The following is a 20,725-nucleotide window of genomic DNA, read 5'->3' as shown; positions in this document are numbered from 1 at the left end:
TTTACGGGTTCAGCGGCGTCGGGGTAAAGTATCTTTGCGTCAAGATAAATGGTCGACACGATGACAAGAACAGAAGACGACGATCTGGACCGGATTGCCCGGCAGTGGATCGAGCAGGGTATCGACGATGACCTGACACCGATGAAGCTGATCGGCCGCCTGTTGCGCCTGGTAAAAGTGGTGGAAGCGGCACAGCTCCGCTGCCATGGTGACTTCGGCCTGGGGCAGGGGGAGTTTGATGTGCTGGCGACACTGCGGCGCGCCGGGGCGCCCCACTGCCTGACGCCGTCGCAGTTGTTCCAGTCGATGCTGTTGAGTTCGGGGGCCATGACCAACCGGCTGGACCGGCTGGAGCGGAAGGGATTGATCGAACGCCGCCACAGCGAGGAAGACAGGCGCAGCGTCGAGGTGCGCCTGACCGGAGCGGGGCTGCAGTTGGTCGACCGGGCGCTGCCGGCGCATCTGCGCACCATGCGGGAACTGCTCGAGGGTGTCGGCGGACGCGAGCGCGATCAACTGGAACAGTTGCTCAAGCTCTGGTTGGGGCGGGTGACCGAGTAGGCAGCCGGTACGGCCGCACCGCCGGGATCAGTCGTTGTCGGGCTGGTCCGACAGGATCTTGCCGCTGTTGGGATCCACTTCCAGATCGCGTTTCTCCGATTCCTTGTAGGCTTCCACTTCCCAGCGGCCGTTGTCCAGCGAGACATCGATGATCGGGGTAAAGCCCTGCTGTTCCAGTTTGGTCAGTACTATGGACAGTGCCATGGCGCCGGCCGGGGGCTTGTCATCGGCCAGTGCGGGTTGCATGGCCGCGGCCGCGAGGCTCGCAAGGAGCAGGTGTCTGATGGTACGCATCGATATCTCCTCGGTTGCTGCAATGGAGGATAGTGGAGGCTCAGGGGGAGGATTGCTCCAGGCGATATTGCACCATGCTGCACCATTCGGCACTGCCGCCGTCGGGGCCGTGGGCGCCGTCGCCGCCGGTGAGTTTGTCTACGGCCAGGAACCACTCGGCGGTGCCCACATCCGGCAGGCCACTCGGATAGAGTTGCGCCATATCGCCGTCGTGCATGGCGACAACCTGATCGTTCACCCACTGGAACCATTCTTCGGTGCAGATCGGGGCCTCGGTTTCGGTGTCGCTTTCGTTTTTGTCGGGTGGCGCGACCGGCGTGTCCATTGCCTCGGTGGCGGTTTCACCGGGTGGGGTGCGCTCGGTTTCGGCCGGGTCGTGGGTGTCGCTCTGGCGTCCGCAGCCGGAAAGGCCCAGGGACAGTAGCAGGGCCGCCAAGGGTAGAAAACGGTACATGATGCCTCCCAAACATCCGCGCTGGACTCAGTATAGGCAGGATGGGCCGGGAGGGGGAGTCCGACGCCCCGATCCGTGGGATATCCCGGTCGCCTCACCCCGATTCAGGGGTTGCCGAGCACTTCCATCATGGCGCCGGTGAGCTGGCCCAGGTCCTGTTCGGAAATCACATAGGGCGGCATGGCGTAGACCAGTCTGCCGAAGGGGCGCAACCAGACGCCGCGGTCGATCAGCGCTTCCTGCACCTGCATCATATCCACCGGCTCGTGCATCTCTACCACGCCGATGGCGCCGAGTGTGCGCACGTCGGCCACCGCCTCCGATTCCTTCAGCGGTGCCAGTTCCGTTTTCAATTGCTTTTCGATATTGGCGACGCGCTTCTGCCAGGGGCTGTTGAGTAGCAGGTCGATACTGGCGTTGGACACGGCGCAGGCGAGCGGGTTGCCCATAAACGTGGGGCCGTGCATGAAGACGCCGGCCTCGCCGCGGCAGATACCGTCGGCGACCCTGTCGGTGCAGAGGGTGGCCGCCAGGGTCATGGTGCCGCCGGTGAGCGCCTTGCCCAGGGCGAGGATATCCGGGCTGATACCGGCGTGTTCGCAGGCGAACATTTTGCCGCTGCGGCCGAAGCCGGTGGCGATCTCGTCGGCGATCAGCAGCAGCTCGTACTCGTCGCAGAGTTCACGCACGCGCTTCAGGTATTCCGGCGAATAGAAACGCATGCCACCGGCGCCCTGCACGATGGGCTCCAGCGTCACCGCCGCCAGTTGCGCGTGATTCTGTTCGATCAGTTGGCGCAGCTCGGCGATATCTTCTTCGCCGCAGGGTTCGTTGAATTTCGGCTTCGGTGCGGGGGCAAAGAAATGCTGCGTCAGTTGGCCGGCGAACAGGTGGTGCATGCCGTTGACCGGATCGCAGGTGGCCATGGTGCCGAAGGTATCGCCGTGGTAGCCGTTGCGCAGCGCCAGCAGCCTGTTTTTTTCGCTGCGGCCTCGGGACTGCCAGTACTGCAGCGCCATCTTGATGGCCACTTCCATCGCCACCGAGCCGGAGTCGGCCAGGAAAACCCGCTGCAGCGGTTCCGGGGTGATGTCCACCAGCCGCTTGCCCAGTTCGATGGCCGGCTCGTGGGTGAGGCCGCCGAACATCACGTGCGACATCTTCTCCAGCTGCCGCTGCGCGGCGGCGTTCAGTTCCGGCACATTGTAGCCGTGCAGGGCGCACCACCAGGACGACATACCGTCAATCAGGCCGCGGTCGTCTTCCAGGTAAATCCGCACGCCCTCGGCACGCTCGACGGGATAGACCGGCGGCGGGTCGATCAGGGAGGAGTAGGGATGCCAGAGGTGGTTGCGGTCGAAATCCAGATCCATAACAGAGAAATTCTTGTCAGTCTGTCGTCACTACGGCGGATGCGGGAGCCCAGATGACCTCGATGGGCACTGGATTCCGGCCTTCGCCGGAATGACGATGCAGCAGATTACTTAAGCCAGTTCGCGTAGTACCTTCAGCGGCGGTTGGCTGACGGAGCTGCGACAGGCGAGTGTGCCGGCTGTGCCTACCAGCAGGGCGCCGGCGACCGGGCCCAGCAGCCACAGCAGCGGGTGCCAGGCGAACGGCAGTTCGAAGACACGCTGCGACAGTACCGCCAGTGTCAGTTCGGCGCCGGCGGCGGCGAGCAGGCCGGCGGCGGTGCCGAGCAGGCCGAATTCCACCAGCAGGCTCTGGACCAGCAGGCGCCGGCGGCCGCCAAGTGTGCGGATAATCGCCGCTTCCTGCAATCGCTCGGCGATACTGGCGCGCACGCCGGCGATCAGTACCAGCACGCCGGCCACCAGCATCAGCGCCATCACCGATTCGATCGCCAGGGAGACCTGGCCGATGGTGTCGCGGATGCGCTCGATGATCTTGTCCAGTTCGATCAGGCTGACGCTGGGGTATTGCCGCACCAGTTCGTTGACGAACAGTTTCTTCTCCGGCGGCAGGTAGAAGCTGGTGATATAGGTGGCCGGGAAGTCCTCCAGTGTGCCGGGGGCGAAGATCATGAAGAAGTTCGGCCGCATGCTGTTCCAGTCCAGTGAGCGGAAGCTGGCGACCGGCGCCTCCACTTCCAGACCGCCGATGGAGAAGCGCAACTGATCACCCAGCGCCAGATTCAGGCGCGCGGCCAGTTCCACTTCCACGCTGACACCCTCGTCGGTCTCATCCCACCACTGGCCTTCGAGGATGCGGTTGTCCGGGGCCAGGTTTTCGGTCCAGCTCAGGTTCAGTTCGCGGCGCAGGGCGCCGACGCGCTCGCTGCCCTCGTTGTATTCCTTCGCCGGTATGTCGTTGATGGCCACCAAGCGGCCGCGCACCATCGGGTAGAACTCGGTGCTGGTGACATTGTGCTCGGCGAGCATGGCTTCCATGCCTTCGGCATCGTGCGGGGCGATATTGAACAGGAAGTGGTTGGGGGCGTTTTCCGGCAACTGCATGCGCCACTCTTCGATCAGGGTGGTGCGCGCGAATACCAGCGCCAGCATCGCCAGCAGGCCGGTGCCGAAGGCGGCGATCAGCAGGGTGTTGAAGGCGGCGCGGCGCTGCAGGCTGCCCAGGGCGATGCGCCAGGCGCCGCCGAGATTGGCCAGGCGGCCGCGCACCAGCAGTTGGTTCATCAGCGCGGCGCCGCCCACCAGCAGCGCCATGCCGGCGAACAGCGCCAGGGTGATGGCGATATCGCCGGACAGCCACCAGATCAGCAGCAGCATCGAGGTGGGGCCGAGCACCAGCCCCAGCCATTCGCGCCGGTCCGGGTTGCTCCAGTCGCGGCGCAGGGTCTGCATCGGGTCGGTGCGCGCCAGGCGGGTCAGCGGCGGCAGGGCGAAGCCCAGCGCGCAGGCGAGGCCGGTCACCAGCCCCACCAGCAGCGGCTGGGCGCGGCTGGGCGGCGGTTCCGCCGGGAAAAAGTCGGCCATCAGCGACACGGCCTGGGCCTGGATGACGCTGCCGATCAGTAGCCCGGCGGCGGTGGCCAGCAGGGCCAGGCCGGCCAGTTGGCCGAGATAGATGCGCAGCACCTGGCCGCGGCCGGCGCCGAGGCTTTTCATCACCGCCACGTAGCTGGTGTGGCGCAGGCTGTAGCGGCGCGCGGCCAGGCCCACGGCGACGCTGGCGAGCAGTACGGCGAGGCTGCCGGCGAGATACAGGAAGCTCTCGGCGCGCTCCAGCGCCGATGCCACCCGCGGTTGGCCCTCCTGCAGGTCGATCACGCGCTGGTGTTCGGTCAGCTGCGGTTCGAGCCAGTTGAAGTAGTCTTCCAGGGCGGTGTCGTCGCCGGCGAACAGGTAGCGGTAGCGCACGCGGCTGCCGGGCTGCACGGTGTTGGTGGCGGCCAGGTCGCCCAGGTTGATCAGTACCCGGGCGCCCATGGAGAAGAGGTTGTCGCTGCGGTCCGGCTCGTGGTCGAGCAGGCCGCTGACGGTGAGTTCGGCGTCGCCCACCTGCAGTGGGTCGCCGATGTCGAGGTTCAGCAGCGGCAGCAGGCGCGGTTCCAGCCACACCTGGCCGGGGGCCGGACCGCCCTCGACGGCGCGGCTGGCGGCGCTCGGCTCGGGGCGCATTTCCAGCTGGCCGACCAGTGGGTAAGCCCCGCTGACGGCCTTGATGGCGGCGAGCTGGAACTGCTCGCCGGCGGACAGCATGGAGGCGAAGCTGACGGTCTCGGCCTGTTGCAGGCCGCGCTTGCGGGCGGCGTCGAGCCAGGCCTCTTCCACCGGGCGGCTGCTGCGCACCACGCGCTCTGCGGCGAGGAAGGTCTGCGACTGGATATGCATGGCGCGGGTCAGGCGGTCGCCGAAGTGGGCGATGGCGGTGACACAGCTCACGGCCAGTACCAGGGCGGTGGCAATCAGGGCCAGTTCGCCGCCGCGCCAGTCGCGGAAGAGTAGCTTGAGCGGCAGCATCAGGCGGACACCTCCGAGAGGCTGTCCCCGGGGGCGGAACCGGCAATCTCGATTTCGCCGGCGGCCATGCGCAGGTGGGACTGGCAGCGCTCGGCCAGGCGCTGCTCGTGGGTGACCAGCACCAGGGTGGTGGCGGACTCTGCGTTGAGCTGGAACAACAGGTCGATCACTTTGTCGCCGTTGCCTGCGTCGAGGCTGCCGGTGGGTTCGTCGGCGAACAGGATGCCGTGGTTCTCACTGCCGTCGCCGGCGATACTGCAAAAGGCGCGGGCGAGGGCGACGCGCTGCTGCTCGCCGCCGGAGAGCTGGCGCGGGTAGTGGTGCAGCCGGTGCTCGAGGCCCACGCGGGCGAGGAATTCCTCCGCGCGCTTTGCGGCGCCGCGCTCGCCGCGCAGTTCGCTGGGCAGCATCACGTTCTCGCGCGCGGTGAGGCCCGGCAGCAGCTGGAAGGTCTGGAACACGAAGCCGACGCAGCGGGCGCGCACGGCGGCGCGCTGCTCTTCGCTCATGGCGGTAATCTCTTCGCCGGCGAGCCAGATTCTGCCCCCGGTGGGAACGTCGAGGCCGGCCAGCAGACCCAACAGGGTAGACTTGCCGGAGCCGGAGGCGCCGGTGATGGCGAGGCTCTCGCCGCGGGCGAGTTGCAGGGAAATATCGTTCAATAGCGTCAGCGGGCCCTCGCCGGTGGCCACGCAGTGGTGTAAATTTTCGGCCCTGAGCACTACGGACATGCTGGATTCCTTATTTTGCAGTTCCAGATTCTGGGGTTCTGTTCTGGGAGCCGGAGCGGGGTATGCCTTTCTGGGACACGCCGTAAATCCATCCTTGGAGGCTTGTCTGCGAGGTGTCCCGGCCGCTCCAGGTATTCACGGCGCCTTCGGCCCCTCTCGCAGACAGTCCCAGAAAGGCATACCCCGCTCCGGCTTGTGCCAATCTCAGGTCCCCCGGATTCGAAAACCTGAGTTGTGCAAATTGATACGCTCAAAGGAGCGGGTAGGGTGCGCTGTGGCAGACAACTGCTCCATGCGTTCTCTGCATGACCGCCGTCCTTGGCGGTCTCGCACCATCGACTGGGCCGGTGCGCACGGCGCACCCTACGGCCACAAGGTTACTGAGTTGTCTGGAACGGAGAGTATGACATGACAACAGATTTTTTCCGGCAGCTGCCCGCGCGATTCGGCTTGTGTCTGCTGCTGTTGATCCCATTGGGCGGGACGCAGGCGTCGGCGGCGGACAAGCTGCTGGTGCTGGGGGACAGTATCAGCGCGGCCTACGGTATCGACGAGGCCCGGGGCTGGGTGCAGTTGCTGCGGGATCGGCTGGAGGCGCAGGAGAGCCCGGTGGAGGTGGTGAATGCCAGTGTCAGCGGCGAGACCACCTCCGGCGGCCTGGCGCGGCTGCCGCGGTTGCTGTCGGAGCACAATCCGCGCTGGCTGATTGTGGAGCTGGGCGGCAACGACGGCCTGCGCGGTTACCCGCCGCAGGCGCTGCAGCACAATCTGCAGCGGATGGTGAAGCTGGCCGAGGAGGCCGGCGTCGAGGTGTTGCTGCTGGGCATGCGTATGCCGCCGAACTACGGGCGCGCCTATACCGAGGCGTTTGCGGCGGTCTATCCGCGGGTGGCGGAGTCGGAGGAGATCCCGTTCCTGCCGTTCTTCCTGGAGCCGGTGGCGCTGCAGGAGGGCGCCATGCAGACCGACGGTATCCATCCCACGGCAGAGGCCCAGCCGGCGCTGCTGGACCATGTATGGCCCTGTGTGCAGGCGATGCTGGTCGAGGAGGTGAACGCGCAGTCGTGTACTCCGTGATCGAAATGCGTACAATCGCCGCCAAATTTGTCGGGGCCGCGTTCGAGCTCCGTGGCGGCCCTGGTGCCGAGAATTGTGGCGGCTTCCGCAAGGGAGTCTCCTGAGATAGAACCTCTGGACATTGACAATGGCGGGCCTGCGGCCCGCGTGCGGAGCTGGAGCTCCGCGCTCCAGTCCCGTTTGTAAGAGAAACACCATGTCCGAACTGGAAAACCGCCGCGAGCGGCTGGAATTCAACAAGCTGCAGAAGCGCTTACGCCGCAATGTGGGCCGCGCCATCGTCGATTTCAGGATGATCGAAGAGGGCGACAAAATTATGGTGTGCCTGTCCGGCGGCAAGGATTCCTACGCGATGCTGGATGTCCTGCTCAACCTGCAGCGGACCGCACCGGTGCAGTTCGAGCTGGTGGCAGTGAATATGGACCAGAAGCAGCCGGGCTTTCCGGAGCATGTGCTGCCGGAGTACCTGCAGTCCCTGGGGGTGCCGTACCACATCGTGGAGAAGGATACCTATTCGGTGGTGAAGGAGGTGGTGCCGGAGGGCAAGACCACCTGCGGGCTCTGCTCGCGCCTGCGCCGGGGCACCCTGTACGGCTTTGCCGAGGAGATAGGCGCGACCAAGGTGGCGCTGGGGCACCACAAGGACGATATCGTCGAGACGTTGTTCCTGAATATGTTCTATGGCGGGCGCCTGAAGGCGATGCCGCCGAAGCTGCGCGCGGACGATGGCCGCAATATCGTGATCCGCCCGCTGGCCTACTGCCGCGAGACGGATATCGAGCGGTTCGCGCAGATCAAGCAGTTCCCGATCATTCCCTGCAACCTGTGCGGCAGCCAGGAGAACCTTCAGCGCCAGGCGATCAAGCAGATGCTGCGGGACTGGGACGAGAAGTTTCCCGGCCGCAGCGAGAATATCTTTGCCTCACTGACGCGGGTGTCGCCGTCGCAGTTGGCGGATCGGGATCTGTACGATTTCGGGAACCTGGAACTGGATCGCTCTACGCCAGAGGCTGCCGGGAAGCCTGACCATTCAATCGAGCGTCAGGTCCACTCCTGGGTGCCCGATGACGCGGTGGACGAGCCACCCCGGTATATCGAGGCGCGGAATCTGTAGGGTCGGCGCCGCTGACCAGCTTCGCGTAGCTATGCTGGAAATCCCTCGCTGAGGCGGCCGGCCCGTGGTGGAAGTGCTGGTGCCAGAGCCGCGCCATGGTGTCCACGTCATTTTCGTCCACTTTGTAGATATGCGCCGAGCGGTAGATCAGCCAGGCGATGGCGGTGGCGTAGCGCAGGTTGGTGGCCAGCTCGTTGTGGGGGTGGTCGAGGAAGTCCCGCTGGCTGGCGAGGCCGCGTACCTTGGATGCCAGCGCGGGGTGGTGGATCAGGTAGTCGTCCCAGATCTCGCGGTGCGTGTGCGGCTGAATCTGGTAGATTCCGAGTCCGTGGCGGCGCCCCTGTTTCAGGTGGAAGCCCAACTGTGATTCCTGGGCGGCGGTGCCCAGCAGCAGGTTTTCCATTCCCTGTGACCAGTTGCGCAGATGCTTGAGGGTCGGACGAATAACCAGCTGTCGCAGCTCGTCCAGACAGATACCCATAGTCTTGTCTGCTTTTCCATGTGTTCCCCAATATGTAGTTTGCGGATTGAGCTGCTGCCAGCAAATTAGTAGATTTACGCGCAACAAACATAAATATTGGCCGCGGCGCCCAATGTGGCAGCCTTTCCTGCACCAAAAACCATCCGTGCAGGGCTGCTCTGGCTCCGGGCGCTCTCTCACAACAGGGAATTTCCATGACCTCTCAATGGCTGGTCGCACTGACCTTCGTCGCCTACCTGGTGTTTATCCTGGCAATCGGCCTCTACGCCTATCTGCGCACCCGCAATGCCAGTGACTATTTTCTCGGCGGTCGCTCGCTGCCGCCGGCGGTGGCGGCGCTGTCTGCCGGCGCTTCCGATATGAGCGGCTGGCTGCTGATGGGGCTGCCCGGCGCTGCCTACATCTCGGGTCTGTCTTCGGGCTGGATGGCCATCGGCCTGTTTGCCGGTATCGTACTGAGCTGGACCACTATGGCGCGGCGTTTGCGGATCTATACCTATGGGCTGGAGGATGCGCTCACGGTACCCGCTTACCTGCACCGCCGGTTCAATCTGAAGCATCCCTATCTGCGCTCCGTCTGTGCGCTTTTCATCCTGCTGTTTTTCCTCTTTTACGTGGCTTCGGGGCTGAAGGCGGGCGGCATTCTGTTTGAGGCGGTATTCGAGTGGAATTACCGCTGGGCGGTGGTTATCGGTGCCGCGGCGGTGATCTCCTACACCCTGTTCGGTGGCTTCCTGGCGGTGTCCTGGACCGATGTGTTCCAGGGGCTGCTGATGAGCCTGGCACTGGTGGCGGTGCCGCTGGTAGTGATCAACAGCGAGGGCGGCTTTACCGCCAGTTGGGACAGGCTGCACGAAAAGGTGCCGGAACTGATGCACTGGATGAGCGACAATACCGGCCAGGCGCTGGGGATAGTGGCGGTGCTGAGTTCGCTGGCCTGGGGGCTGGGATACTTCGGCCAGCCCCATATCGTGGCGCGCTTCATGGCGGTGCGCCGGCCGGAGGATGTGCCGACGGCCGCGGGCGTGGCGGCGGTCTGGTCGCTGTTCGGCTTTATCGGGGCCCTGTCCGTGGGTCTGTTCGGCCACCTGGAGATACAGCCGGTATTGTCGGACAAGGAGAGCGAGCAGGTCTTTATGGCGCTGGTGGAGGCGCTTTTCCATCCGGTAGTGGCGGGGATTCTGCTGGCCGCGATTCTGTCGGCGATCATGAGTACCGCGGATTCCCAGCTGCTGGTGTCCTCCGCGGCGCTGTCGGAGGATATCTATCACGTCTGGTTCGGCCGCGAGACAAGCCCGGAGGCGATGGTGAAAGTGGGCCGCTGGGCGGTGGTCGGTCTGTCGCTGATCGCGGTGGCGGTGGCCATGGACCCGGAGTCCAAGGTGCTGGAGGTGGTGGCTTACGCCTGGGCCGGCCTGGGCGCGGCCTTCGGCCCGGCGACACTGATCAGCGTCTACTGGTCGCGCATGACCGGCGCCGGCGCCATCGCCGGTGTGGTCGTCGGCGGCCTCACGGTGGTGATCTGGAAGCAGCTCTCGGGCGGTATCTTCGAGCTCTACGAACTGCTGCCGGGCTTCGTTCTCTCCGCAGCTGCTATCGTGATAGTTAGCGCAGTGACGAAATGTCCCGCCGCTGTCGTCGAGCGCCACCGCAAACTGGTGGGCTGAGTCGGCGACAGACGGTTGCGCGACAGTGCGCCAGAGCGCTGTCCGGCCCCTTCGGGGAAGATCAGACGCTCCTGTTGTGAGGCGAAATGGAATTCCATCCGCAGCCATTATGTAACAAAGCGGTTGGAGATACTGAGTGATCGAAGTCCATGTCGGTGATATCACTCGATTACAAGTCGATGTAATCGTCAATGCCGCCAACCAGCACCTGCAGGGTGGCGGTGGGGTAGACGGGGCCATCCACCGCGCTGCGGGGCCCCGGTTGCTGGAAGCCTGTCGCGGGATCGGCGGCTGCCCGGCCGGCGAGGTGCGCGCGACACCCGCCTTTGATATTCCGGTAAAACGCATCTACCACACGGTGGGGCCGGTGTGGCGCGGCGGCAGCCTGGGTGAACCGGAACTGCTGGCGAGCTGCTACCGCCACTGCCTGACCCTGGCCCGGCGCGAGCACATGCGTTCCATCGCCTTCCCGGCCATCAGCTGCGGTATCTACGACTACCCGCCGGAACAGGCGGTGGAAATCGCCGTGGAGCAGGTGCAGGAACACCTGGACCGAGACAGCCAGCCCCGGCAGGTGATTTTCTGCTGTTTCGACGAGGCGATGGCGGAGCTGTACCGACTGCAGTTGGAGGCCTGCGTGCGGCGGTGAGCGACAACACCGCTATGCGGACGTTGCCGTAGGGGCGAGCTTCGTGTTCGCCCTGGTTGCAGTTGCCACCTCCGGGCCGGGCGAACACAAGGTGCGCCCCTGCATGTGCTGGCTCCTTAGTTGTGTAGAACTGTAAAGCTAATGGCCAAAAATATTTGGCCATTACACAAAAAGAAAAAGAATCATAGTTCTATACGTAGCACTCTCCGGAGGATACTGCCCTTCTTTGACCGGTTCCCAATCCGTGTCTATGCTCCAAAGCACTGTACTGTAGGGAAGCAGTACACGCTCAAAGCCAAGGTATCCATGGAAGAGGAGTCAGATCGTGAAGAGAGAAAGGGATTTCGGTTGGCGCTGGATTATCCGCGCGGCCGCATTGCTCAGCGTATTCGCGCTGTCCGCCTGTGACGGCAGTAGCCACCACGACGGTGGCGAGCGCACCAGGCTGACCGGGCTGTCGGTCACCCCCGATCCGGCCGCGGCAAGGCTGGGCGACAGTCGGCAACTCAGGGCCACCGCCACATTCAACAACGGCCTGCAGCGGGACGTCACCAACTTCGTAGTCTGGTCTTCTTCCGATCCTGACATTGCCACGGTGGACAGCGGGCTGGTGCAAACCCGGTCCCGCGGCACCACCACCATCTCCGCGAGGCTCAATCGGCAGGGCGGTCAGCCCCTGACCGCGCAGGCCTCGTTTACCGTAATCGCCGAGGACCTCGAAACCATCGAGGTGACCCCCAGCAACCCATCGCTGGCGATGGGCTTCCAGCGGCAGTTCACCGCCACCGGTATCTTCGGCGACGGCAGCGAGCAGGACCTGACCGAGCTGGTGACCTGGAGCTCCTCCGACACGGAGATCGCCACCATCGGCAATGAGGCCGGCTCCAAGGGCCTGGCATCGGGGCTGGCCGTGGGCACCACCACCATCGCCGCGAGCCTGGGCTCGATCAGCGGCGACACCACCCTGACGGTGACGAACGCGGTGCTCGAATCCATCGGCGTGACCCCCCACAACCCCACGGTAGCGGCCGGCTTCGACCAGCAATTCACCGCCACCGGCATCTTCGACGACGGCACCTCGCAGGACCTGACCACCCAGGTGACCTGGGCCTCCTCCGACGAAGGCGTCGCCACCATCAGCAACGATGACGACTCCGAAGGCCTGGCAACGGCCGAAGCCGAGGGCACCACCGCCATCTCCGCGAGCATCGACTCGATCAGCGGCGAGGCAGAGATGACGGTCACCGAGGCAGAACTGGAATCGCTCCAGGTAACGCCGACCAACCCCTCGGTGGCCAAGGGCTTCGATCAGCAGTTCACCGCCACCGGTCTCTTCGACGACGGCACCTCGCTGGATCTGACCACGCAAGTGAGCTGGTCCTCGTCCAGCACGAGCGTTGCCACCATCAGCAACGATTCCGGTTCCAAAGGCCTGGCAACCTCGGTGGCCAGCGGCGAGACCACCATCTCCGCGAGCGTCGATTCCGTCAGCGGCGAGACCACGCTGACGGTGACCCAGGCGGTGCTCGAGTCGATCGAAGTGACGCCGCCCAATCCCTCCCTGCCGATGGACTTCGAGCTGCGGTTTACGGCCATGGGCCTCTTCAGCGACGGAACCGCGCAGGACTTGACGGAGCAGGTGATCTGGTCCTCGTCCGACACCGGAGTTGCCACCATCAGCAACGCCCAGGGATCGGACGGCCTGGCCAAGGCTGATCGCAAAGGCAACACGATCATCCGGGCCCGGTATCAGGATGTGGGCACCCAGGAGGTCGTCGGCCAGACAACGCTGACGGTGACGACAGCGGAACTGTCAAGGGTCGAGGTAACGCCCGCCAATCCCTCGGTAGCGGCAGGTTTCGAACAGCAGTTCACGGCCACCGGCACCTTCAGCGACGGCACCCAGCTGGATGTAACCGAACAGGCAACCTGGACCTCGTCCGACGACGATATCGCCAGGATCAGCAGCACCTCGCCTTCGCAGGGTCTGGCAACGACCCTGGTCAAGGGCACCGCGACCATCTCCGCGCTTATCGTGACCGAGGACAACACGAAGTTCGGCGATACAACACTGACCGTGACAGACGCGGAGCTCCAGTCGATCGAGGTATCGCGATTCAATCCCTCGGTGCCGCTGGGCCTGCAATATAGGTTTGTCGCCACCGGCGTTTTCAGCGACGGAAGCACGCAGGATTTGACGGAGGCGAAGCAGGTAATCTGGTCCTCGTCCAAGACGGGCGTCGCCACCATCAGCAACGCCCAGGGATCGGACGGCCTGGCCACGACTCTTGCCGAAGGCACCGCCATCATCCGGGCCCTTTATACGGATGTCGGCACCGAGATCGAAGGCCAGGCAACGCTGACGGTAACGGCGGCGGAACTCCAGTCGATCGAGATAGATGCGGAAAACTCCTCGCTGCCGCAGGGCCTCGAGCAGCAGTACTACGCCACCGGCTTTTACAGCGACGGCAGCTCGCACAGAATAACCGACCAGGTGACCTGGTCCTCGTCCAACACGGGCGTCGCCACCATTCGCAACGACGACGGTTCGCATGGCTGGGCGACGACCGATAGCGAAGGCACAACGACCATCGTGGCCCTCGAGCCCGAGAGTGAGGTGAGCAACGACACGACACTGACGGTGACGGCAGCGGAACTCGAGACGATCGAGGTAACGCCGCCCAATCCGTCGGTGGCGGTGGGTTTGCAGCAGCCGTTCACCGCAACCGGCATCTTCAGCAATGGCAGCACGCACGATATAACCGGCCAAGTGAGCTGGGCCTCGTCTGACGAAGGTGTTGCCACGGTGAACCATGCGCCGGGTTTCGAGGGCCAGGCAACGGCGCAAGCCACAGGCACGGCGGCCATCTCCGCGACCATGGACTCGGCCAGCGGCAACCAAGTCAGCGGCGAGGCACTGCTGACGGTAACGGACGCGGAGCTCGAGGCAATCCTCGTGGAGCCGTCCGACCCCTCGGTGGCACTGGGCTTGCAGCTGACATTTACGGCCACCGGCTCCTTCAGCGACGGCAGCACGCAGGATTTAACCACGCAGGTGGACTGGTCCTCGTCTGACACGGGTGTCGCCGTCATCGGCACCGACAACGTGCTGGATCTTCAGGGCAAGGCGATACCTCGTGCCGCCGGTACCACGACCATTGCGGCCCGCGAGAAAAATAGTGGAGTGAGCGGCAATACGACGCTGACAGTGACGCCGGCAACAGTCCAAAGTATCACAGTGACGCCCGAAAATCCCTCGGTGTCGGCGCTCTTCGATCAGCAATTCACGGCCACCGGTCAACTCAGCGACGGAACCACGCAGGATATAACCGGCCAGGTGAGCTGGACCTCAGACACTCCGGACGTCGCCACGATCAGCAACGCGCCGGCGGGTTCGGAAGGCTTAGCAACGACGATAGACAGTGGCTCGACGACCATCGCCGCGGATTTCATGCGCCAAAACGGCTCGGTGGTCAGCAAGAGCACGACACTGACGGTGACGAACACGGAACTCCAGTCGATCGAGGTGACGCCGGTCAATCCCTCGGTGGAAGTGCGCGAAGAGCAGGAGTTCACCGCAATCGGCACCTTCAGCAACGGAACCACGCTGGATTTAACGGATCAAGTGCTTTGGCACACTACCGACAAAGACATCGCCGACATCAGCAACGAGGATGATTCGAAAGGTGTGGCAACGGGGGTAGCCGACGGTACTGTGACCATCAATGCAGATGTAACGTTCCAAGATGGCACCTCGGTCGTCAGTACCGACGCGAACCTGGAAGTGACGACCCCGTAGGAAAGACCGTACTTTCCCAATAACCATTCCCCCAAAGCCCCCTCTCCCCTCTCCGGGAGAGGGGGCGCTGATCAAAAACCTAGTCATCACACCCGCCCACCTGTAAATGGCGCCGGAAGTATTCTTTCAATGCTTGCAGTGCCTGTTTCCGTGACGCGTTTCAAATTTGCCAAAAACGCCGGCTGAACAATTTGTCAGTTGGTGACAATGTTGGTTGCCCAAGGCCCCAATAATATACGGAGGGAACTGTCAGGCGAAGGCGATTATACCGGTAAGGATTCCGGCCCGCACGGCATCGCCTGGGATGCGGTGAACAGGCTGGGTATGGTGTGCCAACAAGCAGGGAGAGCAGCTGATTCAAATTGATGCCGATAATCATAAAATCCACTACAAAGCGCCTTGTCCGTGGAGCAGGATTTCTGATATAGCCGTTGCAGGGAACGGTAGCGGCGTCTGGCTTACTGAATATACAACTGGCAATATCCGCTTCACGTTTTCAACTCCCCAAAATTAATCGTAACGACTCTCCCCTCTCCCTAAACCCACTGACGAGGCCATCCATGGCGCCCGTAGGAGCGGCCGTTGGCCGCGATTGATGCCCGGCGGCGCCCCACAACTATTCGCGGCCAACGGCCGCTTTGCTGCCAGCCCATACAAAGAGCACCTGCGTCGCCGTTGCGCCAGATGGGACCGTATGGGCCGGGGGCTATTGCGTGGATGAACCCTTCAGTGGGCTTCCTGGGCACGTCTTTTCTATTGCGCCGGGTGAGGACAGCCACCCCGTTGCATATGCTTTGCCTCCCGCGGCGGGCAATAATCGTGTCCCCGAGCCATCCCATATTGCTCTGCAGACAAAAGCGGATAATACGGTCGAGGCCGTCTGGGTCAGCGATGCCGCCGCGGGTATGTCTATTGGCTTGTACCGGGCTATATGGATGCCAGGCAAGCCAGACTGATTGATACCGGCAGGGGCTCCAGCTTGTGCGGTATCGCCTGGGATGCAGTGAACGGGCTGGTATGGTGCGCCGGTGGGGCCGGAAATTAAATATAAAAGAATTGGTGATTGATAGTCTGTGACTGATGGTTCATAGCGGGTCATTGATATTTGATTGTTGGTATTTGATCATGGATGCCGTCAAAAAATAAAAACGGAAGAGGACGAGACCATGCGCAGCGCCCAACAGTGGTTTGACGAATACGGCGAGAGTCACCGGAACCCCGTCAACAAGGCCATTCACTGGGTCGCCGTGCCGGTGATCTACGCCACGGTGGTGGGGCTGCTGTGGGCCATTCCGCAGCCGGCGTTGATGGCACAGATCCCGTGGCTGAACTGGGCCGTGGTGGCGTTGATTCCAACATTGCTCTTCTACCTGCTGATGTCTTTTCCGCTGGCATTGGGGATGGCGGCCATGAGTGTGGTCTGCCTGTGGGGCTGGTCGGTGGTCGAGCGGTTGGGGATCTCCGTCTGGCTGACGTCGATCGCTCTGTTTGTGGTCATGTGGATACTGCAGTTCGTCGGCCACCATATCGAGGGTAAGAAACCTTCGTTTTTCAAGGACCTGCAGTTCCTGCTGATCGGCCCGGCCTGGGTGATCGGGTTTGTCTATCGCCAGCTCGGGATTAAGTATTGAGTGGTCGGTGGTCAGTGAATACTGGCCACCAACCGCATCGCGCTAGCGGTTATAGTGCACCGGCACTTCCAACGTCTCCTTCACCTGTTCCATCACCACATAGCTGGTGCATTCCTGCACTTCCGGCAGCGTCAGTAGCGTCTCGCCGTAGAACCGGCGGTAGGCGCTCATGTCGGCGACCCGGGCCTTGATCAGGTAGTCGAAGTTGCCCGATACCAGATAGCACTCCTGCACTTCCGGCAGCGCCGCCACGGCGCTGCGAAACTCCTCGAAGGCATCCTGGGCCGAGCGGTTCAGGCGTATCTGTACGAATACCACCAGCGCGGCGTCGAGATACTCGGGGTCGATCAGGGTGGTGTAGCCCTGGATGACGCCGTCGCTCTCCAGGCGTTTGACCCGCTCCACGCAGGGGGTGGCGGTGAGGCCCACCTGGCGGGCCAGCTCCGCGTAGCTGGTGCGGCCGTTTTTCTGCAGGACCCGCAGTATGTTGCGGTCGATGGTACTCAGTTCGTTGGCGCGTCTTTGCATTGCCTGTTCTCCGGCTGGCCGTTCCGTTTAAAAAGTGGGCGTCCTGATGCCCGGAATAGTGGATTCAACTGGTTGCTGGTGAAATCTATTATAAATCCACTTGGGAAGTGCTTCTATACTGGGTGAAATCACAGAGACAGGGCCGGTGGCCCCGTCGATTGAACCCGCGGGTATCGGCTCGGAAGAGGAGTACAAAAAATGTTGATTGGTGTCCCGAAAGAGATCAAGAACCACGAATACCGCATCGGCCTGACGCCGGCGAGCGTGCGCGAACTGATCGGTCACGGTCACGAAGTGATCGTGCAGAAGGACGGTGGTTCCGCCGTCGGTTTTACCGATGAGATGTACGAACAGGCGGGTGCCAAAATCATCGACACGCCGGAAGAGATCTTTGCCAGCGCCGATATGATCGTCAAGGTGAAGGAGCCGCAGCCCCACGAGTGCGAAATGCTGCGCCCGGGCCAACTGCTGTACACCTACCTGCACCTGGCGCCCGATCCCAAGCAGACCGAACTGCTGGTGAAGTCCGGCGCCACCTGCATTGCCTATGAAACCGTTACCGACCGCAGCGGCGGCCTGCCGCTGCTGGCGCCGATGTCCGAGGTTGCCGGCCGCATGTCCGTACAGTGCGGCGCGCACCACCTGGAGAAAGCCCAGGGCGGTCTGGGCGTACTGCTGGGCGGTGTGCCCGGTGTGGCCCCGGCCAGGGTACTGATTATCGGCGGCGGGGTAGTGGGTACCAACGCGGCCAAGATGGCCCTGGGTATGGGAGCCGACGTAACCATTCTGGATAAGTCCCTGCCGCGCCTGCGCCAGCTGGACGATATCTTCGGCGGCGCCGTGCGCACCGAGTATTCCACCAACGATGCGATCGAGACCCATGCGCTGGAAGCCGACCTGGTGGTCGGTGCGGTACTGATTCCGGGTGCCGCGGCGCCGAAGCTGCTGACCCGCGAGATGATTGGCCGCATGAAGAAGGGCGCGGTAATCGCGGACGTGGCCATCGACCAGGGCGGCTGCTTCGAGACCTCCAAGCCCACCACCCACCAGGAGCCGACCTATGTGGTGGACGGCGTGGTGCACTACTGCGTGGCCAACATGCCCGGCGGTGTCGCCCGCACTTCCACCATGGCCCTGAACAACGCCACCCTGCCGTTCGCCGTGGCGCTGGCCAACAAGGGCGCCAAGCAGGCGCTGCTGGACGACGCCAACCTGCTGGAAGGCCTGAACGTCCACGCCGGCATGGTGACCTACGAGGCGGTGGCCGACGTGCTCGGCTACGAGTTCGTGGATCCGAAACTGGCGTTGCAGAAATCCTCCGCTGATGAGGGCGCTGCGGCCTGATTGAACGAGTGGCCGCTCCGGCGGTCGCAGAGGAATAGCTGAAACAGAATACAAACAGTAACGCGCTTGTCGTCTGTTGCAGTTTTTCTCCCCAACGGGCGCGCCCCCCCGCGCCCCGCTCTGTGAGACCCGGTGGCGGGAGCCACCATTTTCCAGCCGCGCGATTGCGCGGCTTTTTTATGGCTGCCCCGATTCACGGGATGGCCTCTTGTGTGCTCCCGGTAGCCGGGCCTTTACATCAACCTCAGTGGTCTTATCGAGCTATCTACCTGAGCCAGATAGAAATCTAAAGTCGATGCGAAGGTCCTGCTGCCGGGGAAGGGTTTCGGGACTGTCTGCGAGAGGGACCTCGCGGACAAGCCTCCAAGGATGGATTCACGGCGTGTCCCGAAACCCTTCCCCGGCAGCAGGACCGCCACTCAGTTATCTAACAGAAATAGGTGGAGGCGCCCTGAGCAAAAAGGATAGTTAGTTTTTACAACCGACGGCCGAGACCGGGGAATCAGCGCCCGGGAAAAAGCCGGCCCAACAGCACCGGAATTGCCGTCTCCACCCGCAGGATTCGCGGCCCCAGGTGCACGACCGCAAATCCCTGTTCCCGAAGCTTTTCCACCTCGTAGGGAATAAAGCCACCCTCGGGCCCCACCGCCAGTGTCGTGCTTTCATCCACATCCACCGGGCAGGATGTCTCGGTTACCGGGTGTGCAACCAGCTTTCGCGAACCGGCGGCAATTTCCGGCAGTTCGTCCTCGACAAAGGGTTTGAATCGTTTGCGCAGTTCGATTTGCGGCATGGCGGTATCCACCGCCTGTTCCAGCCCCAACAGGCACTGCTCTCGCAGCCTGTCCGCTTCCAGCCAGGGTGTCTGCCAGTAGGATTTCTCCACGCGCCAGGCGTTGATCAGGTAGAGCCTTTTCACGCCTAGGGCAGTGACATGCTGGATGGCGCGCTTCAGCATCTTCGGTCGCGGCAATGCCAGCACCAGCGTGAGCGGCAGGGGGGCGGGGGCCGGGCGATCCAGCGCCACCGACAGTTCCATGCAATCTCCACTCTGGGCGATCACGCGGCCGTTGCCGATCCGGCCGTCCAGCAGCCCCACCCGCAGCGAGTCGCCGGGCGCGGCGCGCTGGACTTCGAGGATATGCTGCAGCCGCCGGCCGCGCAGCCGCGCGCGGCCGGGTTCGACAAAATCGTCCGTTTCCAGAATGATCAGGTTCAATTCGATACGCTCGTCGACAATCGGCGGGGCCCGCCGCAAATGAGTGGATCGCTCAGGCGCGGGCGATTGCCCCTTTGCCCAGGCCCTCGTAGGCGCGAACCTCAACCCGTGCGTCCGGCTCCCCGGCGGCGATCTGGCCGGCGATATACTGGGCCAGTTGCTCGACGGTGGTATCGCAGTCCAGCAGCTCGCAGCGGCGTGCGGGAATCGCCAGGGCGAAGTCCCCCTGTTGTGCGCGGTAGGCGAAGCGCAGTTCGGCGTCGTCCCGCGATACCAGGTCCTCGCGGGTGCCCAGGTAGATATCCCGCCAGCGCTCGGCCCATTTCGCTTCCCACTCGGCGCTGCGCTTGCCGTCCACAAAAACCCGGATGCGCGAGCGGTGGCCGTGGGCGATGCGCTGGCAGTTGCCGGCGTGTTTTTTCAGGCCGTGGCTGTAGTGGTAGTAGGCGTCGCCGATGTCCTCGCTGTCGAAGGACAGTTGCAGCTTTTCCACACTGGTGGGGAAGGCCGGCGCCAGTTGCCCTACGCTCCAGCGGGCCACGCTGTGGCTGTCGATGCTTTCCGCTTCCACCAGCGCGAACGCCTGTTCCGGGCCGCTGACCCGGATCTGTTCGCCGCCGGCCATCTGCCAGTCGAGTTCGATCTGCTGTCCGTCCCGTTCGAGCGCCAGCTGGGGGGAATGGGTCGGCACCAGCAGGCGGTGGTCCAGTTGCCCGTCGAGCCAGCTGCGCAGGGTTTTCTTGACGATACCGAAATCGCACACCATGCCCTGTTCGTCCAGGGCGCCGTCCAGCACCGCGTTGGCCAGCCAGGTCTCCCCGACCAGGCCGCGCCGGTGGTCCAGGTAGCTGAAATCTACATTGGTGAGGTTGTCGACGAACAGATGCATGGGTCTCTCTGGCTAACGAAATTGCGGGGCACATTATAACGGTTACAGGGCTGGAACTCGCGCCCTTGAGTCTCTATAATCGCGCCCTCTTCGGTTGTGAGGTGCTTCGTGTACCGGGCCGGAGGATGTTGTGGCGGCCCTTCCGGTCCCCCCGCAATGAACAGCTGTGAACTCCGCCAGGCCCGGAAGGGAGCAACGGTAGCAGTGGTATCATGTGCCGGGGGTGTTGCTGGTTGGGCTGCCTCCTTGATTTCCCTCCCTGTCCATCCGGCCCCGCGGTCGATTGGAATATCTCCCCAAAAACTCCCCTTTCTGGCGAATTTTGTGCCGTTGTTGCGCGGAT

Annotated in this window: 17 protein-coding genes and 1 other RNA gene; 9 read left to right on the top strand and 9 right to left on the bottom strand. The window is 63.4% G+C overall.

All coding sequences use genetic code 11. From position 1 onward, the window contains the following. Positions 1-60: 60 nt before the first annotated feature. Positions 61-561, top strand: coding sequence for a MarR family winged helix-turn-helix transcriptional regulator (locus tag OQE62_RS01470; protein ID WP_265720206.1), 501 nt, complete (start codon positions 61-63; stop codon positions 559-561). 27 nt (positions 562-588) lie between these two features. On the opposite strand, the gene OQE62_RS01465 is transcribed toward OQE62_RS01470, so the two are convergent. The 5 genes from OQE62_RS01465 to OQE62_RS01445 all read right to left on the bottom strand — a co-directional run bounded on the left by OQE62_RS01465 (position 589) and on the right by OQE62_RS01445 (position 5,984). Continuing rightward, complete coding sequence (locus OQE62_RS01465) at positions 589-855, bottom strand: PepSY domain-containing protein (RefSeq protein ID WP_265720205.1); 267 nt, start codon at positions 853-855, stop codon at positions 589-591. A 40-nt stretch (positions 856-895) separates the two neighbouring features. Continuing rightward, positions 896-1,309: a hypothetical protein gene (locus OQE62_RS01460; protein ID WP_265720204.1), complete on the bottom strand. Its 414-nt coding sequence runs from the start codon at positions 1,307-1,309 to the stop codon at positions 896-898. A gap of 104 nt (positions 1,310-1,413) precedes the next feature. Continuing rightward, positions 1,414-2,682, bottom strand: coding sequence for an adenosylmethionine--8-amino-7-oxononanoate transaminase (bioA, locus tag OQE62_RS01455; RefSeq protein ID WP_265720203.1), 1,269 nt, complete (start codon positions 2,680-2,682; stop codon positions 1,414-1,416). A gap of 111 nt (positions 2,683-2,793) precedes the next feature. Next, a complete protein-coding gene (locus OQE62_RS01450) occupies positions 2,794-5,253 on the bottom strand; it encodes an ABC transporter permease (protein WP_265720202.1) in 2,460 nt (819 codons plus the stop codon). After that, the gene (locus tag OQE62_RS01445; protein WP_265720201.1) at positions 5,253-5,984 is read right to left on the bottom strand and encodes an ABC transporter ATP-binding protein; all 732 of its coding nucleotides are present in this window, start codon (positions 5,982-5,984) and stop codon (positions 5,253-5,255) included. The genes OQE62_RS01450 and OQE62_RS01445 overlap by 1 nt, the downstream gene beginning before the upstream one ends. 408 nt (positions 5,985-6,392) lie before the next feature. Between OQE62_RS01445 and OQE62_RS01440 the strand changes: the two genes are divergently transcribed. After that, positions 6,393-7,061 (top strand): arylesterase, encoded by a 669-nt coding sequence (locus OQE62_RS01440; protein ID WP_265720200.1) that lies wholly within the window; start codon positions 6,393-6,395, stop codon positions 7,059-7,061. Positions 7,062-7,257: 196 nt separating this feature from the next. Continuing rightward, positions 7,258-8,175 (top strand): tRNA 2-thiocytidine(32) synthetase TtcA, encoded by a 918-nt coding sequence (gene ttcA, locus OQE62_RS01435; protein WP_265720199.1) that lies wholly within the window; start codon positions 7,258-7,260, stop codon positions 8,173-8,175. Here the strand turns inward: ttcA and OQE62_RS01430 are convergent. After that, on the bottom strand, positions 8,060-8,656 hold the full coding sequence (locus OQE62_RS01430; protein ID WP_265720198.1) for a hypothetical protein: 597 nt from the start codon (positions 8,654-8,656) through the stop codon (positions 8,060-8,062). The genes ttcA and OQE62_RS01430 overlap by 116 nt on opposite strands. A 194-nt stretch (positions 8,657-8,850) precedes the next feature. Between OQE62_RS01430 and putP the strand changes: the two genes are divergently transcribed. The 4 genes from putP to OQE62_RS01410 all read left to right on the top strand — a co-directional run bounded on the left by putP (position 8,851) and on the right by OQE62_RS01410 (position 16,402). Next, the gene (gene putP, locus OQE62_RS01425; protein WP_265720197.1) at positions 8,851-10,323 is read left to right on the top strand and encodes a sodium/proline symporter PutP; all 1,473 of its coding nucleotides are present in this window, start codon (positions 8,851-8,853) and stop codon (positions 10,321-10,323) included. Positions 10,324-10,459: 136 nt separating this feature from the next. Next, positions 10,460-10,972, top strand: a complete 513-nt coding sequence (locus OQE62_RS01420; protein ID WP_265720196.1) for an O-acetyl-ADP-ribose deacetylase — start codon at positions 10,460-10,462, stop codon at positions 10,970-10,972. Between the two features lie 325 nt (positions 10,973-11,297). Beyond that, on the top strand, positions 11,298-14,771 hold the full coding sequence (locus tag OQE62_RS01415) for an Ig-like domain-containing protein (RefSeq protein ID WP_265720195.1): 3,474 nt from the start codon (positions 11,298-11,300) through the stop codon (positions 14,769-14,771). 1,166 nt (positions 14,772-15,937) lie between these two features. Beyond that, a complete protein-coding gene (locus OQE62_RS01410) occupies positions 15,938-16,402 on the top strand; it encodes an Mpo1 family 2-hydroxy fatty acid dioxygenase (RefSeq protein ID WP_265720194.1) in 465 nt (154 codons plus the stop codon). A 42-nt stretch (positions 16,403-16,444) separates the two neighbouring features. On the opposite strand, the gene OQE62_RS01405 is transcribed toward OQE62_RS01410, so the two are convergent. Further along, positions 16,445-16,930 (bottom strand): Lrp/AsnC ligand binding domain-containing protein, encoded by a 486-nt coding sequence (locus tag OQE62_RS01405; RefSeq protein WP_265720193.1) that lies wholly within the window; start codon positions 16,928-16,930, stop codon positions 16,445-16,447. A gap of 198 nt (positions 16,931-17,128) precedes the next feature. On the opposite strand from OQE62_RS01405, the gene ald reads away from it, so the two are divergent. Further along, positions 17,129-18,274, top strand: a complete 1,146-nt coding sequence (gene ald, locus OQE62_RS01400) for an alanine dehydrogenase (RefSeq protein ID WP_265720192.1) — start codon at positions 17,129-17,131, stop codon at positions 18,272-18,274. Positions 18,275-18,776: 502 nt separating this feature from the next. Here the strand turns inward: ald and OQE62_RS01395 are convergent. Together OQE62_RS01395 and OQE62_RS01390 are read right to left on the bottom strand one after the other, a co-directional pair. Further along, complete coding sequence (locus OQE62_RS01395; RefSeq protein WP_322746553.1) at positions 18,777-19,532, bottom strand: 16S rRNA (uracil(1498)-N(3))-methyltransferase; 756 nt, start codon at positions 19,530-19,532, stop codon at positions 18,777-18,779. Between the two features lie 13 nt (positions 19,533-19,545). Continuing rightward, on the bottom strand, positions 19,546-20,382 hold the full coding sequence (locus OQE62_RS01390) for a 6-carboxytetrahydropterin synthase (protein WP_265720191.1): 837 nt from the start codon (positions 20,380-20,382) through the stop codon (positions 19,546-19,548). 140 nt (positions 20,383-20,522) lie between these two features. On the opposite strand from OQE62_RS01390, the gene ffs reads away from it, so the two are divergent. Next, positions 20,523-20,620: signal recognition particle sRNA small type (gene ffs, locus OQE62_RS01385), an RNA gene on the top strand. Positions 20,621-20,725 lie beyond the last annotated feature (105 nt).

Origin of the sequence: Microbulbifer halophilus, from assembly GCF_026183675.1 — a bacterium.
Taxonomy (GTDB): domain Bacteria; phylum Pseudomonadota; class Gammaproteobacteria; order Pseudomonadales; family Cellvibrionaceae; genus Microbulbifer; species Microbulbifer halophilus.
Note: the sequence above shows the minus strand (reverse complement) of the source record. Positions and strands in the feature narration are given on the sequence as shown.

Excerpts from the sequence above, each read along its gene's own strand:
- OQE62_RS01405 (WP_265720193.1), bottom strand. The coding sequence starts at position 16,930 with ATGCAAAGACGCGCCAACGAACTGAGTACCATCGACCGCAACATACTG.
- OQE62_RS01460 (WP_265720204.1), bottom strand. The coding sequence starts at position 1,309 with ATGTACCGTTTTCTACCCTTGGCGGCCCTGCTACTGTCCCTGGGCCTT.
- OQE62_RS01410 (WP_265720194.1), top strand. The coding sequence starts at position 15,938 with ATGCGCAGCGCCCAACAGTGGTTTGACGAATACGGCGAGAGTCACCGG.
- OQE62_RS01445 (WP_265720201.1), bottom strand. The coding sequence starts at position 5,984 with ATGTCCGTAGTGCTCAGGGCCGAAAATTTACACCACTGCGTGGCCACC.
- putP (WP_265720197.1), top strand. The coding sequence starts at position 8,851 with ATGACCTCTCAATGGCTGGTCGCACTGACCTTCGTCGCCTACCTGGTG.
- OQE62_RS01465 (WP_265720205.1), bottom strand. The coding sequence starts at position 855 with ATGCGTACCATCAGACACCTGCTCCTTGCGAGCCTCGCGGCCGCGGCC.
- bioA (WP_265720203.1), bottom strand. The coding sequence starts at position 2,682 with ATGGATCTGGATTTCGACCGCAACCACCTCTGGCATCCCTACTCCTCC.
- OQE62_RS01440 (WP_265720200.1), top strand. The coding sequence starts at position 6,393 with ATGACAACAGATTTTTTCCGGCAGCTGCCCGCGCGATTCGGCTTGTGT.
- OQE62_RS01390 (WP_265720191.1), bottom strand. The coding sequence starts at position 20,382 with ATGCATCTGTTCGTCGACAACCTCACCAATGTAGATTTCAGCTACCTG.
- ttcA (WP_265720199.1), top strand. The coding sequence starts at position 7,258 with ATGTCCGAACTGGAAAACCGCCGCGAGCGGCTGGAATTCAACAAGCTG.
- OQE62_RS01430 (WP_265720198.1), bottom strand. The coding sequence starts at position 8,656 with ATGGGTATCTGTCTGGACGAGCTGCGACAGCTGGTTATTCGTCCGACC.
- OQE62_RS01450 (WP_265720202.1), bottom strand. The coding sequence starts at position 5,253 with ATGCTGCCGCTCAAGCTACTCTTCCGCGACTGGCGCGGCGGCGAACTG.
- ald (WP_265720192.1), top strand. The coding sequence starts at position 17,129 with ATGTTGATTGGTGTCCCGAAAGAGATCAAGAACCACGAATACCGCATC.
- OQE62_RS01470 (WP_265720206.1), top strand. The coding sequence starts at position 61 with ATGACAAGAACAGAAGACGACGATCTGGACCGGATTGCCCGGCAGTGG.